Source organism: Labrys okinawensis (assembly GCF_002982075.1).
Classification (GTDB): Bacteria; Pseudomonadota; Alphaproteobacteria; order Rhizobiales; family Labraceae; genus Labrys; species Labrys okinawensis_A.
The window spans coordinates 141,011-155,213 of record NZ_PUEJ01000004.1 but is presented as its reverse complement, the minus strand read 5'-3'; the positions used below and the strand labels follow the sequence as shown (position 1 = coordinate 155,213).

15 protein-coding genes and 1 other RNA gene are annotated in these 14,203 nt (G+C 63.7%); 12 read left to right on the top strand and 4 right to left on the bottom strand.

The window, feature by feature from the left end; translation table 11 throughout:
* Window positions 1–226: 226 nt before the first annotated feature.
* The 3 genes from C5L14_RS11070 to C5L14_RS11060 all read left to right on the top strand — a co-directional run bounded on the left by C5L14_RS11070 (window position 227) and on the right by C5L14_RS11060 (window position 2,603).
* Window positions 227–1,309 (top strand): 3-deoxy-7-phosphoheptulonate synthase, encoded by a 1,083-nt coding sequence (locus C5L14_RS11070; RefSeq protein WP_105862115.1) that lies wholly within the window; start codon window positions 227–229, stop codon window positions 1,307–1,309.
* A gap of 143 nt (window positions 1,310–1,452) precedes the next feature.
* A complete protein-coding gene (locus C5L14_RS11065; RefSeq protein ID WP_105862114.1) occupies window positions 1,453–1,836 on the top strand; it encodes a hypothetical protein in 384 nt (127 codons plus the stop codon).
* 155 nt (window positions 1,837–1,991) lie between these two features.
* The gene (locus C5L14_RS11060) at window positions 1,992–2,603 is read left to right on the top strand and encodes an MOSC domain-containing protein (protein ID WP_105862113.1); all 612 of its coding nucleotides are present in this window, start codon (window positions 1,992–1,994) and stop codon (window positions 2,601–2,603) included.
* Between the two features lie 31 nt (window positions 2,604–2,634).
* Here C5L14_RS11060 and C5L14_RS11055 read toward each other — a convergent pair whose 3' ends face one another.
* Window positions 2,635–3,192 (bottom strand): dihydrofolate reductase family protein, encoded by a 558-nt coding sequence (locus C5L14_RS11055; protein ID WP_105862112.1) that lies wholly within the window; start codon window positions 3,190–3,192, stop codon window positions 2,635–2,637.
* A 200-nt stretch (window positions 3,193–3,392) separates the two neighbouring features.
* On the opposite strand from C5L14_RS11055, the gene C5L14_RS11050 reads away from it, so the two are divergent.
* Window positions 3,393–4,391 carry an ArsR/SmtB family transcription factor gene (locus tag C5L14_RS11050; protein WP_105862111.1) on the top strand — a complete coding sequence of 333 codons (999 nt, stop codon included), beginning with the start codon at window positions 3,393–3,395 and terminating at the stop codon, window positions 4,389–4,391.
* On the top strand, window positions 4,391–5,284 hold the full coding sequence (gene metF / locus C5L14_RS11045; RefSeq protein WP_105862110.1) for a methylenetetrahydrofolate reductase [NAD(P)H]: 894 nt from the start codon (window positions 4,391–4,393) through the stop codon (window positions 5,282–5,284). The genes C5L14_RS11050 and metF overlap by 1 nt, the downstream gene beginning before the upstream one ends.
* Before the next feature lie 183 nt (window positions 5,285–5,467).
* Here the strand turns inward: metF and C5L14_RS11040 are convergent, their stop codons facing one another.
* The 3 genes from C5L14_RS11040 to C5L14_RS11030 form a co-directional block, all read right to left on the bottom strand.
* Window positions 5,468–6,286, bottom strand: coding sequence for an aminoglycoside N(3)-acetyltransferase (locus C5L14_RS11040; protein ID WP_105862109.1), 819 nt, complete (start codon window positions 6,284–6,286; stop codon window positions 5,468–5,470).
* A gap of 37 nt (window positions 6,287–6,323) precedes the next feature.
* A complete protein-coding gene (locus tag C5L14_RS11035) occupies window positions 6,324–6,857 on the bottom strand; it encodes a GNAT family N-acetyltransferase (protein WP_105862108.1) in 534 nt (177 codons plus the stop codon).
* A 228-nt stretch (window positions 6,858–7,085) separates the two neighbouring features.
* The gene (locus C5L14_RS11030) at window positions 7,086–7,793 is read right to left on the bottom strand and encodes a B3/B4 domain-containing protein (RefSeq protein WP_105862107.1); all 708 of its coding nucleotides are present in this window, start codon (window positions 7,791–7,793) and stop codon (window positions 7,086–7,088) included.
* 295 nt (window positions 7,794–8,088) lie between these two features.
* Between C5L14_RS11030 and C5L14_RS11025 the strand changes: the two genes are divergently transcribed.
* The 7 genes from C5L14_RS11025 (at window position 8,089) to C5L14_RS10995 (ending at window position 14,179) form a co-directional block, all read left to right on the top strand.
* The gene (locus C5L14_RS11025; RefSeq protein ID WP_105862106.1) at window positions 8,089–9,117 is read left to right on the top strand and encodes a zinc transporter ZntB; all 1,029 of its coding nucleotides are present in this window, start codon (window positions 8,089–8,091) and stop codon (window positions 9,115–9,117) included.
* Between the two features lie 113 nt (window positions 9,118–9,230).
* Window positions 9,231–9,986, top strand: coding sequence for an N-acetylmuramoyl-L-alanine amidase (locus C5L14_RS11020; RefSeq protein ID WP_245443347.1), 756 nt, complete (start codon window positions 9,231–9,233; stop codon window positions 9,984–9,986).
* A 155-nt stretch (window positions 9,987–10,141) separates the two neighbouring features.
* An RNA gene (rnpB, locus tag C5L14_RS11015) (RNase P RNA component class A) lies at window positions 10,142–10,548 on the top strand.
* A 326-nt stretch (window positions 10,549–10,874) separates the two neighbouring features.
* Entirely contained in the window at window positions 10,875–11,126 is a 252-nt protein-coding gene (locus C5L14_RS11010) for a GlsB/YeaQ/YmgE family stress response membrane protein (RefSeq protein WP_068282064.1), read from the top strand.
* Window positions 11,127–11,328: 202 nt separating this feature from the next.
* Entirely contained in the window at window positions 11,329–11,511 is a 183-nt protein-coding gene (locus C5L14_RS11005; protein ID WP_105862104.1) for a CsbD family protein, read from the top strand.
* Window positions 11,512–11,672: 161 nt separating this feature from the next.
* Entirely contained in the window at window positions 11,673–13,202 is a 1,530-nt protein-coding gene (locus tag C5L14_RS11000; RefSeq protein WP_105862103.1) for a helix-turn-helix transcriptional regulator, read from the top strand.
* A 146-nt stretch (window positions 13,203–13,348) separates the two neighbouring features.
* Window positions 13,349–14,179, top strand: a complete 831-nt coding sequence (locus C5L14_RS10995) for a transglutaminase-like domain-containing protein (protein WP_105862102.1) — start codon at window positions 13,349–13,351, stop codon at window positions 14,177–14,179.
* Window positions 14,180–14,203 lie beyond the last annotated feature (24 nt).

Here is a 14,203-nt window from a genome sequence, read left to right as displayed (position 1 = left end):
ATTCGCACGTGACAAAACCGTTCACCGTCGCTATATGCCTGCCATGACCTTTGCATCCGCCCCCACCTTTTACTGGTATTTTGGCTTTCGCAGGCCTCTGGCGGAGGTAGGGGTGCGCTCGATCTGAAGACAGCAGCAGATCAGACCCGACAACCGCCAGCCCGACTGGCGGTTTTTTTATGCCGCCGGCCGGACCAACCATCCAAGCAAACCGAGAACCCCGGCCATGTTGAGCACCACCGACGATCTTCGTATCCGTGAAATCAAGGCATTGACCACGCCGGCTGATGTAATGGGTGAGCATCCTCGCACATTGGAAGCAACCCGCACCGTCACGCAATCGCGGCAGGCCGTGCACGATATCCTGCGCGGGAGCGATGATCGTCTCGCCGTGGTGGTCGGTCCCTGTTCGATCCACGACCCGGTTGCCGCCCTCGACTATGCCGACCGCCTGATGAAGCTGCGCCAGCGCCTGGGTTCCTCGCTGGAGATCATCATGCGGGTCTATTTCGAGAAGCCGCGCACCACGGTGGGATGGAAAGGCCTGATCAACGACCCCGATCTCGACGGTTCGTTCCAGATCGACAAGGGGCTGCGTATCGCCCGCAAGCTCCTGCTCGACGTCAACAATCTCGGTTTGCCGGCGGCCTGCGAATTCCTCGACATGACCACGCCGCAATATATCGCCGACCTCGTCGCCTGGGGCGCGATCGGCGCGCGGACCACCGAAAGCCAGATCCATCGCGAGCTGGCATCGGGCCTGAGCTGCCCCGTCGGTTTCAAGAACGGCACGGACGGCAATGTGCGCATCGCGGTCGATGCAGTGAAATCGGCGTCGCAACCCCATCACTTCATGGCGGTGACCAAGGATGGCCGCTCCGCCATTGCCTCGACCGCCGGCAACGAGGATTGCCATATCATTCTGCGCGGCGGCAAGAGCACCAATTACGATGCGGCGAGCGTCGAGGCGGCCTGCACCGAAGTCGCCAAGTCCGGCCTGCCGCCGGTGGTGATGATCGACGCCAGCCATGCCAACAGCTCCAAGAAGCCGGAGAACCAGCCGCTGGTGCTGGCCGATATCGGCACGCAGCTGGCGGCAGGCGACAACCGCATCATCGGCGTGATGATCGAGAGCAATCTCGTCGCCGGTCGCCAGGACCAGGTGCCCGGCAAGCCGCTGACCTATGGCCAGAGCATCACCGATGGCTGCATCGACTGGGACACCACCGTGGTCGCCCTCGAGCGACTGGCGCTGGCGGTGGAGCAGCGTCGCATCGCCAACCGCGAAGCGGTGAAGGTGGGAGCCTGATGGGGGGCGGGTCTTCGAACCCGCCTGAAAACGCGGCATCAGCCGGAAAGGGTAGGTGGGTCTGAAAGACCCACCCCCATGGTGGCCGATTTGACGCGGCCCGCCCCGAACCGGCATGGTCGCGCCGGAACGGAGATGAGGACGTGAGCGAAACACAGATCATCAAGAAAGTCGTCTTTGCCGTGTGGTGGCGGATCGGCATTCCCGTGGCCCTGTTCGTCTTCGCGATCGGCTGGGCGCTGAACTTTCTGTTCTACGTCGCGCCGATGCTGCAGGTCACCGGCTCGATTTCCCATTACGGCGCGATGCTGATCGCCGGGCTGCTGGGCGGCGACGTCTCGGCCTTTCTTGGTGACGGCGGCCTCATCGGCAATGTGGTGATCGGATTCTTCCGCGCCATTCTCGACAATCTTCCCATGCTGGTCGTCCTGATCGTGCTGACACGCTGGCAGATCCGGCGCCACTTGCCCCGCATCCTGCGTGACAATGGCCTGATAAGAGGCGGCGAAGAGGGAAGCGGCAGCTAGAGCATCAGCTCGAAGAATGGACTATGGTTTCCGCAAGAGTGATGCAGTGATTCCGAAACCGGCTCGGCGGGTTAGGGCGGCCGTTGAGCGGCGTCTTTCTTCGACGCTGATTTGGTGGCAATCAAGTTTCCAGCGCTGCCAGCCAAGGTGAGACCATGCCGGACCCCTCGAGCAATCCTGCTCCCGATATTGCCGTTACGCCGGTGATGAAGCGCAGCGGTCACGTGGTCATGGTTGCTGCAGCCGTGGAAAACGCCGTCGGGACGGGAAGGCTTGCCGAACTCGTGCTCACCCATGAGGGCATCCCGGGTGACCGGCATGCCGGGTTCCTCAGGCCCGCTGATGTCAGGGTGCCCTGGTTCGAGCGCCACGCCCCGATCCAGAACGAGCGCCAGCTCTCCATCGTCTCGATGGAAGACCTTGCGGTCATCGCCGGCAATCTCGGCATCGAGCGCGTGGAGCCGGAATGGCTCGGCGCCAATATCGCTGTGGAGGGCGTGCCTGATTTCTCCTTCCTCCCGCGTGGCACAAGGCTGTTCTTCCCCTCTGGCGCCGTATTGGCGGTGATGGGACAGAACGATCCCTGCCGCATCGCCGGGGCCGAAGTCGAACGGCATCTGGGCGGACAGGGAGGGCTTGCGCTGCGCTTTGCTGCGGCGGCCAAGCGCCTGCGCGGCGTGGTCGCCATTGTCGACCGCCCCGGTTCGATTCGCGGCGGCGAGGGGTTCAAGCTGCGCATTCCCGAGCAATGGATCTGGCAGGGCTGAAACGAACCCGTGCGGTTGCCCGTTTCGAGGTTCAGCCGGCAGGCGCATAGCGCAGCAGTGTCACGCCCTGGGGCAGGCTTTCACGGCCGAGCGGTTTCAGCCGGAGCGACAGGCCTTGCTGAAAATAAGGCTTGCCGCCGCCCAGTACGATGGGGTGCAGATAGAGCCGGTATTCGTCGATGAGGCCCGAGCGCGCCAGTTCGGCGGCGAGAGTGGGACCGGCGACGCCGATCTCGCCGTCGCCGTCCGCCTTGAGCGAACGCACGACTTCGATGCCGCCCGAGTTCACCAACCTCGCATTCGGCCCGACCTCGCGCAATGTCGTCGAGAAAACGACCTTGGGCGTCTCACGCCAGGCATGGGCAAAATCCATCTCGACCTCGCCGGAGTCCTGCTCGCGCTCGGGGCTGTCCCAATAGCGCATGACCTCGTACATGCGCCGCCCATAGAGCGCGACCGAAGTCCGCCGCATGAGCTGGTTGAAATGCCGGTGCAATTCGGCCTCGGGAATCGGCAAGCCAAATTCCTGCTGCGGCCCGGCAATATAGCCGTCCAGGGACATCAGCATGGCATAGACGATGCTGGCCATCGGCGCCTCCCTTGTTTCCCCTTACTGTGCCTAAACTAATTGCATATTGCAATCGGTATGGCGGGCGAACGGGGGATTTCGTCCGCTTTTCCGCATAAAAGTCGCCTGTTCACATTATGGCGTCGCTTGCAAAACAAATTCCTTGCGCATTTCGAGAAATGACATAAACATATCTTTATGTGAGAGGCGATGGCGCGGGCATGGCAAATCTGGCTCCTTTCGAAACGGTATTGGGCACGCTGAAAGCGGCGGGTGAGCCGACGCGCCTGCGTCTGCTGGCCATTCTGGCGGAAGGCGAACTCAACGTCACCGACCTCACCGAAATCCTCGGGCAGTCGCAGCCGCGCATTTCGCGCCACCTCAAGCTCCTCGTCGAGGCCGGGCTGGTGGAGCGCATCCGCGAGGGCGCCTGGGCCTTCTTCCGCTTGGCGGAAGGGACGATGAAATCAGAGATCTTCGCGCAGATCCTCGCCGGGCTCGACCGCAGCGACCGCATTCTGGCCCGCGACCGTTCTCGCCTCGTCGAGGTGAGGCGTACCCGGGCGGCGGTGGCTGCCGATTATTTCCGAGCCCATGCCGGTGATTGGGACCGTATTCGCGCCCTGCATGCGCCTGACGAAGCGGTCGAGGCGGCACTGCGCGAAGTGGTCGGCAGCCAGCCCATCCAGGCCTTCCTCGACATCGGCACCGGCACCGGGCGCATGCTCGAACTGTTCGCTCCCTTGGCGAACCGGGCTGTCGGCATCGACGCCAGCGCCGAAATGCTGGTGATCGCCAGGGCCAATCTCGAACGCAACGGCATCCGAAATGCCGTGGTGCGGCAGGGCGATCTCTTCGCGCTTTCGGTCGAGCCGGGCGCCTATGACCTCATCATCGTGCATCAGGTCCTACATTATCTCGACGATGGCGCTAGGGCCCTGCGCGAGATCGGGCGCGCCCTGCGCCCCGGCGGCCGCCTGGTCATCGTCGATTTCGCCCCGCACGAACTCGAATTCCTGCGCGAGGATTTTGCGCATCGCCGCCTGGGCTTTGCCCGCGAGACGATCGAGCACTGGCTGGAGGCGGCCCATCTGCGGCCGGATGGCTGGCGCCTGGTGGATGCCGGGGAGGGGCCTTCGAGTCTCACCGTATCGATTTGGACCGGGCGTGATCCGCGCCGGGTCTCCGACACTATCACTCTTGGTCAGGAGGTCGCGTGATGGCTGGTCACGCTTTGCCCTCGCACGGCGGCATTCGGGTTTCCTTCGAGTTCTTCCCGCCGAAGAACGCTGAGATGGAGGCGTCCCTGTGGGAGGCGATCGAGCGCCTGGCGCCGCTCGATCCGCTGTTCGCATCGGTCACCTACGGTGCCGGGGGCACTACCCGCGAGCGGACGCATGGCACGGTGGCGCGCATGGTGCAGGAGACCGATATCCGCCCGGCTGCGCATCTGACCTGCGTTGGCGCCACGCGCGAGGCCATCGACGAAGTGATCCGCGGCTATGCCGAAGCGGGGGTGCGCCACATCGTGGCGCTGCGCGGCGATCCGCCGGCCGGCGTGGGCGCTCGCTACGAACCTCATCCGGGCGGCTACGCCAGTTCGGCCGATCTGGTGGCGGGCATCAAAGCGCTGGGCGATTTCGAAGTCTCCGTCTCGGCCTATCCCGAGAAACACCCCGAAAGCCCGTCATTGGCCTTCGATATCGATATTTTGAAGGCCAAGGTCGATGCGGGGGCGACACGCGCCATCACCCAGTTCTTCTTCGACAACGAGCATTATTTGCGCTTCGTCGACCGCGTCAGGGAGGCGGGCATCGACATTCCCATCGTGCCGGGCATCGTGCCGGTGCAGAATTTCAACCAGGTGCGCAATTTCGCCGAGCGCTGCGGGACCGATGTGCCGCAACGCCTCGCCGACCGCTTCGAGGGGCTGGACAACGATGTTGCCACCCGTAAACTCGTGGCGGCGGCCGTCGCCGCCGAACAGGTCTTCGATCTCGTCGACCGCGGCGTCAGCGATTTCCACTTCTACACCATGAACAAAGCCGATCTGGTCTATGCCATCTGCCATCTGCTCGGCCTCAGGCCCAAAGTGGAGAAGGCGGCGGCATAGGGGAAGGCGACTGACATGAGGAAGAAAGTGCCCCGAATTTGTCATAGCCGGGCTTGATCCGGCTATCCGGAAGCCACCCGCTCAACGGGAGCCGGGCCGGACCGCCGGGCCAAGCCCGGCAATGACGAAGGTCGCTCAAACTCGAAGGCCCTCGACAACCGCATGCAGAGAACGCTTCGTTCTTTATTCGCCGGTCAGTCCCATCTGCTGCCAGCGCGCGACGGTCGAATCGACTGTTTCGCGGACAGGCAGGAGGTGCACGGCCGCCGATCCTACGGTACCGCCACGGGCGATGCCGGTCTCGACGAGATGCCGTCCCGCATCCGCCAGCAGGTCTACACGCAGGATCGGCGTCCCGTAGCGCACCCAGCGGCGCTCGCCGGCGACGATCAGGGGCGCGCCTTCCTGAATCAGGGCCTGGCGCGGCCAGGCCCGCCGCTCGGCCAGATGCAGGATGGTACAGCTCTCGAAGGTGACGCCGAGCAAGAGCACCCTGGCTTCGAGATCGTAGAGCCTTGCCAGCGGCGAGGCCTCGCCGAAGGGATCTTCGAGCGGGTGGTCGCGCAGGATCCTCCCGGCTTGCGCGCCCCAGGCCACCAAGGAACTGGTGGGGTGGTCGCTGCGCAGCACCCCGGGCCAGGTTCGGAACAATTCGGCGATCCTGCCCATGCCTCGCGAGGGTGTCCGCCTGAGGTCGAAAGTCGGCATCGATTGGCGCACGGCCTCATGCCATGCTTGCGGAATGGGCGGCGCGCGCCAGTGGGCGGGATCGGTCAGGTCCGGCGACATGGCCGGCATGACGAGCGTTCCTTCTGGCGTGATGACGTCGTAAAGGGCCTGGATCACCGCCGTCTCGGCGCCATTGACCCAGCCGAGCGCCTTCAGGGAACTGTGCACGAGTAAGGTCTCGCCGGGCACGATGCCCAGCATTCGCAGGTCGGCGGCAAGGCTCTCCCTTGTTCGCGGGGCTGCGGTGGTATGAACGATATTGGCCTCGGTCATTTTTCACTCCCCACGCAACTGCCGCGCCGCACCTTGCTCATCCGCGCAGCCGCGCCATCAGATGGGCATCCGCGAACGTACCGGCCCGGAATGCGTAATTGCGCAGGATTCCTTCCTTCTCGAAACCGAACCGTTCGTAAAGGCGTATGGCCTGTAGATTGTCGGCAAAGACCGTCAGTTCGAGGCGCTCGACTCTCAGCCAATTGTCGGCTGCGTCGGTGATTTCCCGCAGCAGGGCTGTGCCGATACCCCTGCCGCGATAGTCGTCGTGGACGCCCACGCCAAGACCTGCAGCATGGGCGCGCCGGCCGTTGTAGCGCTCGAGGCCGGCATTTCCCACGATGACGCCATCGAGCACGGCGACGAGATTGAACGCCTCAGGGCCGAGGCCTTCCAGCCATCGCCGAGCCAGTTCGGGTTTTTGATAAGGAAGGCGAAGTGTGCCAGCCCTGTAGCCTGGAAGATTGGCGAGCGCTGTTATCGCGTCGACATCCTCGAGACGAGTGGCACGTATCGACAGTCCCGGCAACGCGGATCGCGAGCCCGAAGGATCGGATAGGGTCGGGGGCATGGTCGCTCTCCTTTTTGCGGGGAGAGCCGGGTTTCCATGGACCCTGCTCGCCTCGCAGGGTTCATGGGTCGATCGTATCGCGCTTACGGCAATACCCTTCCCGCGCCCCTAGGCAGGTGCGTGGCAGGATGCATGCAGGTGGTGCGCTTTGCGTTCATGCTCCGACATTAGGTCATTGGTGCGGCCTCGGCAAGATGACGAGCAGGCACCCCGCAAAGCACGCTCCGCTCACCCCAGCGTGACCGTGGGATTGGTCCTGTCGGCATAGGCGATCGAGATGCGGCCGCCGCAATCGGCCGTGAGCCAGCCGGCGAGATGGTTGGCGGCCTCTTCCAGGTCACCCCAGCCATTGGCCTGCACCGTCACCAGCGCCCGCTTGGTCTGCGGCGTGATGGCCGAGCGCATGTCCTGGCGCCAGTTCCAGCGGCGGCACAGCACATGCCTGGTATCGGCGAGCACCACTTCGCCATCCTTGGGCGGATCATTGGGATCCTCGCCGGCCTCGGCACCCATGTCGAGAAAGCTATCGCCGGGGCGCGAGAAGCGGAAGGCGACGGGCGGGGCGATCTTGTCGAGGTCGTCGGCACCGATGCAAAAGCCGTGCTGCAGCGAGATGGTGTTGTAGATGTCGACGAAATTGTTGATGGCGGGCAGGCGATCGCCGGCCAGCACGCGCTTGATCAGCCGCTCGACCGAGGAACGATAGCTGGTCTTCTTGATGCCGAAGCCCTTATAGGCGCTACGCCAGGCGGCGACGCCCGGAATGGCGGAAAGCTCCATCCCCACATGGCGGCTGCGGCAGGCGGCTTCAGAGGTGAGGATGGCCGTATCGAGATGGCCGGGACGCTCTGCGGTGATGACCAGTCCTTCGGCCATAAGGACGGCAACGCGGAAATCGGGAAAGCGCTCGGTCAGTTCAGTGATGGTCAGTTGCATGGGCGGTCGCTCGTTCGTCGGAATGGCGTGGCGCGGATGCCGCAGAGCAGCGCCGCCGCGAGAGCAATCATGCTTTTGATTGATCTTGCCACAGAGCGGTGAAGGGATAATGTGAGTCCGCATGATCAGGCAAGCTTTTGTGTCGGCTGTGCTTTTCGGTTCTGCCGGGAAACTCCGCCAGGGGCGTTTTCCAGAAAGGTCGATAGGCTTTTCGATCGGGATGACGTGCCAAAATGAAGAGTTCGGAAGAAAGTGCGCATCGGAGAAATCGCACTTGGGCCAAGGGTGACGCCGCATGGAAACAGCCAACGCAGCCCGCGAGAGCTATGGGGTTGAACCCGGATTGCGGTTTGCCCTGCTGCTCGATGGGCGTGGCGGCTGCTGCCAGCTCGACATGGCGCAGACGCGGGCCTGGAAGCCGGGCGACGGGGTGCTCTGGCTCCATCTGGAACGTGACCATCCCGCCGCCGCCGACTGGGTGCATGGCAGGGGGGATTTCGATCCTCTGGTCGCGGACGCACTGCTGGAGGAAGAGACGCGGCCCCGCGTGGAACCGGTCGATGACGGCCTGCTGATCATTCTGCGCGGCGTTTGCGCGACGTCGCCGGAGGAGATCGAGGAGAAGCCCGACGATATCGACCTGGTTCCGTTGCATTTGTGGGTCGATGCCGACCGCGTGATCTCGCTGCGCGACAAGGGCCACTATGTCACTGCGCTGCGTGACATCCGCAAGGCCCTGCACAAGGGCAAGGGGCCGAGCCATGCCGGCGACCTGTTGGCCATGATCGGCGACAAGCTGGTGCGGGACCTCGAGCCTGTGCTCGATGCCATGGACGAGGAGGTCGACGAACTCGACGACATGATCTTCCACGGCGATGCCGGCGAAGTGCGTGAGCGTCTGAAGATGCTCAGGCGGCGTGCCGTGCAGCTGCGCCGCTATCTTGCGCCGCAGCGCGACGCGCTCAACCGCCTGGAGCATGACGACGCGCCGTGGCTGGACGAGCGCGACAAGCTGCGCATGCGCGAGGTGATCGACAAGCTGATGCGCTTCATCGAATATCTGGATGCGATCCGGGATCGGACGAGCATCCTGCATGACGACCTTTCCACGGTGATCAGCGAGCGTATCGCCCGCAATTCCAACCGGCTTGCGGCATTGGCCGCGCTGTTGTTGCCGCCGAGCGTGGTGGCTGGCCTGTTCGGCATGAATGTCGGCGGCATTCCCGGCGTCAACGATACCTGGGCCTTCCTGATCATCGTGGCCTTCGTCACGATCACCTCGATCGCCACGCTATGGGTTCTCAAGCGGATCAACTGGCTGTAAACCAGCCCGCATCGAGACCACTCTTCCTGGGGTTGCGGGCGACAGCCTGTCCTTGGGAGCGCGGCCGACGAAACGGTTGGGCCGTTCCATCCGCCGCATCGAAAAGAGCGCCCTTGCAGCTTGATACTTCCCTCGCCAGCCATGCCGTCGCCTCGCCCAATCACGGCGAGCGCCTCGACCCGGCGTCGCCGCCCCTGCTGATCCTGCATTATACCGGCATGCCCGATGGCGAATTGGCGCTGGCCCGGCTTTCCGATCCGGCTTCGCAGGTTTCCTGCCATTATCTCGTCGACGAGGATGGGCGGATCATCCAGATGGTGCCGGAGTCCCGCCGGGCCTGGCATGCCGGCCAGTCGAGCTGGGAAGGGATGACCGACATCAATTCCCGTTCGATCGGCATCGAGATCGTCAATCCCGGACATGAATGGGGCTATCGGGACTTTCCCGCCATACAGATGACGGCGGTCAGGGCGTTGTGCCGCGACATCGTGCGGCGCCACGGCATTCGGCCAGATCACGTGCTCGGGCATTCGGACATCGCCCCTCTGCGCAAGACCGATCCTGGCGAGCGGTTCGACTGGGCCGGCCTCGCCGAGGAAGGGGTCGGCCTGCATGTGCCGCCTGCCGCCATCCGGGGCGGGCGTTTCTTCTCCCCCGGCGAAGCCGGCCAGCCCATCGAGGCGCTGCAGGCGATGTTCTCGCTCTATGGCTACGGCATCGAGGTGACCGGGATCTACGACACGCTCACCGAGGCGGTGGTGACTGCCTTCCAGCGTCATTTCCGCCAGACCAGGGTGGACGGCGTCTGCGACGCTTCCACCATCGAAACCCTGCGCAGCCTCATCCTGGCCAAACAGGCACTGGTGTGACTTTTCGCACAGCGCTCCTATCAGACTGGCGCTAATGTCCTTGGCGAATGGTTCTCCCATTTCCTCCCAAAGACACCACTTCCGGCGCTCAACCATCGGTTGGCGCCGGTTTTTCTTTGTTGACGCCGCCGACGCTTGGCGTCACACAGGCGCGGCTAGCTGGCCGGGCGGCCGCTGTTGCCAGGCTCGACCTGGGAATGGAGGAAAGTCCGGGCTCCACGGAAATAGGGTGCCGGTTAATGGCCGGCGGGGGTGACCTTAGGGATAGCGCCACAGAAAGCAAACCGCCTCGACAGGCTCTTCGAGCTTGCCGGGGTAAGGGTGAAAGGGTGCGGTAAGAGCGCACCGCGCGGCCGGTAACGGCAGCGGCATGGCAAGCCCCACCCGGAGCAAGACCGAATAGGGACGGCCGCGGCGGTCTTCGGACGCGCCGGGGCGCATTTCCGCGCCGCCGTCCGGGTTGGTTGCGTTGAGGTCACCGGTGACGGTGGCCCCAGATGAATGGTCGCCACGTCCGCGCAAGCGGGCCATACAGAACCCGGCTTACAGGCCAGCTAGCCTTGCCTTCCCTGAAGATGATCGGAGCGTGGGCTTCCAGGCCGCTTTCGATCTCAAACGCGACGTTTTCAAGAGCGGACATCGCAACATGCAAGCCGGTCGCCGAGATGTCCGCTCTTCAATTCGTGCGATTTTGAGAACCGCTGTTGCAGGGCAGCCGTTCTTGTCTTTGTCACCGAACGCCGCCACATTGCAGCCGAGTGACTTCCACTGCGGGTATGATTCCGATTCAGGGACGTGCTGCAGTCAGTTGAAATCGCGCGGAATTCGGCAACGAGTCGCCTGCGGCGGTCCGGCGAATTTCCCGTGGACTTCGAACCGGGTGACACAATGGGTATTGTCTGGACCATCCTCATCGGCTTCATCGTCGGCCTGATCGCGCGTTTCCTCTCGCCGGGGCAGCACAATCCCAGCGGCTTCATCCTCACCACGGTGCTGGGCGTGGTCGGCGCGGCGCTGGCAACCTGGCTCGGCCAGCAGATCGGCTGGTACACGATCGGCGAAAAGGCGGGCTTCATCGGCGCCGTCGTCGGCGCTGTCATCGTGCTGCTGGTCTGGCGAGCCTTTGCCCGCAGTGCCTGAAGGCAGAATGGCAGGCACCGCCACCCCCTCTCGGCCGGCTGCTGCCCGGCCTCGTGCCGGTGCGAGGGCGCCGGGTTACCTGATGCAGATGGATCAGACGATCTGATGCCATGATGTCTTTCGATATTGTGCGCGACATGCGGCAATCGAGGCGCCTCGCCGGGCCCGAATGCGCCGGCCGTGGCAATTCAGGAGGATGGACATGGACAAGGATCGCATCGATGGGGCTGCAAAGCAGGTCAAGGGCACCATCAAGGAGGCCGTCGGCAAGGTCACGGGCGATGCCAAGACCCAGGCCGAGGGCAAGGCGGAGAAGCTGGCGGGCAAGGTCCAGAGTGCGTTCGGCGGCGCCAAGGATGCTGCCCGCGACGCTCTGAAGAAATGACGGAAACGGGGGATCGCCCGGGCGCGGTCCTCTCCAATAAAACGGTCCTTTGCGGCGTCTGGAGGGGGGCGCCGCTCCTTTCGCTCCATACAGTTCCGGACTATGGTTCCGCCTGCAGGAGAAGGCGTGCCGCGGCTCTCGCCGGCGAGTGGGAATAGGTCATGGCGAACGAGCTTCCGGATTTGAGCATCCTGCGGCGACAAGTGGATCGGCGTCAGCTCCAGCAGATCATTGCGGGCTTGGCCGAAGGCATTCTGTTGATCGACCCAGCCGAGGGGATCGTCTGGGCCAATGAAAAGGCGCTCGACCTGCACGATGCGGGAGGGCTGGCGGAGTTGGGCAGGACGCCGGACGAGTATCGGCGAAACTATCTGCTGAAATACCGCAACAAACACACGCTGGCTCCTGAACAATATCCGCTGGACCGCCTGCTTGCCGGGGAGGTGTTCGAGGATGTGGTCGTCGAGGTCGTCAAGGCGTCGCCGGGCAAAGGAAAAGAGGGATGGCGCAGCATCCACCAGCTCCGCGGGCTGGTTCTAGCCGATGCGGCCGGCGATCCCGAATCCTATGTGCTGGTCATCCAGGATCTGACCGAACGCTTCACGGCGGAGGAGCGCTTCGAGCGCACATTTGCTGCCAATCCGGCGCCGGCGATCATCTGCCGGCTGGCGGACCTGCGCTATGTGAAGGTCAATCACGGCTTCCTGGAGATGACCGGCTACAGGCGTGAGGAGGTTCTCGGCCGTTCGACCTACGAAATCGACGTGCTGGAGAATGCCGCCGTCCGGGACAGTGCGATCGCCGCCCTGCGCGAGGGGCGCACGATTCCGCAGACCGAGGCCAATTTACGCATGGCCAACGGCGATGCGAAGCTGGTTATCGTCGCAGGGCAGCCGATCGAAATCGGCGAGGAGCCCTGCATGCTGTTCACTTTCATGGACATGGAGCCGCGCAGGCGGGCCGAGCTGGCCCTGCGGCAGAGCGAGGAGCGCTTCGCCCGAGCCTTTCGCATGACACCTGTGCCGACCATCGTGATGGCCCGCAAGGATTTCCGCATACTCGACGTCAACGACGCCTTCGCCATGGTATTGGGCTATGCGCCGGAAGACGTGATCGACAAGTCCATGGCCCAGGTGCCGATCTGGTCTTCGGCTGCAGCGCGGCGCCAGCTCGAACGGGACATCGAGAGCGACGGCACCTTGCGCAACCTGGAATTCGAATTGCGCAGCCGGCATGGGGAAACCCTCGACTGCCTAGTCTCGGCCGAAACCGTCGGCATCCAGGGCCAAAATTGCGTGCTGATCGTCCTGCAGGACATTACCGAACGCAAGCGATCGGAAGTCGAGTTGATGTCCGCCATCGAAGCCGTGATGCAGGATACGTCCTGGTTCAGCCGTACGGTGATCGAGAAGCTGGCGAATTTGCGGGGGGGAGGGACCTCGAACGGGGCCTCCACGGAACTGGCCGATCTGACCCCGCGGGAACTGGAGGTGCTCGGCTTGCTCTGCCAGGGGCTGACCGACACCCAGATCGTCAAGACCCTGAATCTGACTCGCAATACGGTGCGCAATCACGTGGCGCGCATCTATGGCAAGGCCGGCGTGCACAGCCGGGCCGCCGCGGTGGTATGGGCGCGCGAGCGCGGCTTCACCGGTGCGTCACAAAAGGCATCGCCGCGCCGTTCAAGCTAACCCACCTGATGCATTCATACTAGTAGTCCTGATGTATCGGCTTCTGTTGCTGCCGGTTCTCCAGCGCTAGCCTGCGACCCACGGCATGCAGTTACCTCTCAAGCGGGAGGAGCATGCCGGCCAGTGCCGCTCATGGGAAAGCCAAGATGCATATCCGTTACGGTTTCGATATCGAGATGCAGTTCTCGCAGCCGACCACCCTGATCACCGTTCTCGATGTTCATCCATCGCGTCGCGGTGACATCGTGCGCGAGCAGGACCTCTCCGCCTTGTCGAACCATCCGACCCAGGCCTATATCGACAGCTTCGGCAATCTGTGCCGGCGCATTCATGTCGAGGACGGTTTCCTGCATCTGCGCTGCGATGGCGTGATCCGCGACAGCGGGGAGCCCGACAAGGCGCTCCAGAAGGCGAGGATTGTGCCCATCATGGCCCTGCCGAAGGAAGCGCTGACCTATCTACATGGCAGCCGCTATTGCGAAACCGATCTTCTGTCCGATTTCGCCTGGAAGCAATTCGGACAAGTTACGGATGGCTGGCAACGTGTCCAGGCCGTCACCGACTTCGTTCATTCGCATTTGAGTTTCGGGTACGAGCATGCCAGTCCGACGCGTTCGGCCCTGCAGGCCTTCGAGCAGAGGGTCGGCGTATGCCGCGACTTTGCACATCTGGCGGTTGCACTGTGCCGCTGCCTCAACATTCCGGCGCGCTACTGCAATGGCTATCTCGGCGATATCGGCGTGCCCCCCGATCCAGCCGCCATGGATTTCAATGCCTGGTTCCAGGCTTATCTCGGCGGGGCGTGGTACACCTTCGATCCGCGCCACAACCAGCGGCGGATCGGCCGAATCCTCATCGGTTGCGGCCGCGATGCTGCCGACGTCCCGATGATCAGTTCCTTCGGCAGCCACACCCTGAGCAAGTTCGAGGTTGTGACGGAACTGGTTGCGGAAGAACCGGAGGCCACGAGCGCGTAACGGCCGCACCGGGGGCTGGGCCAA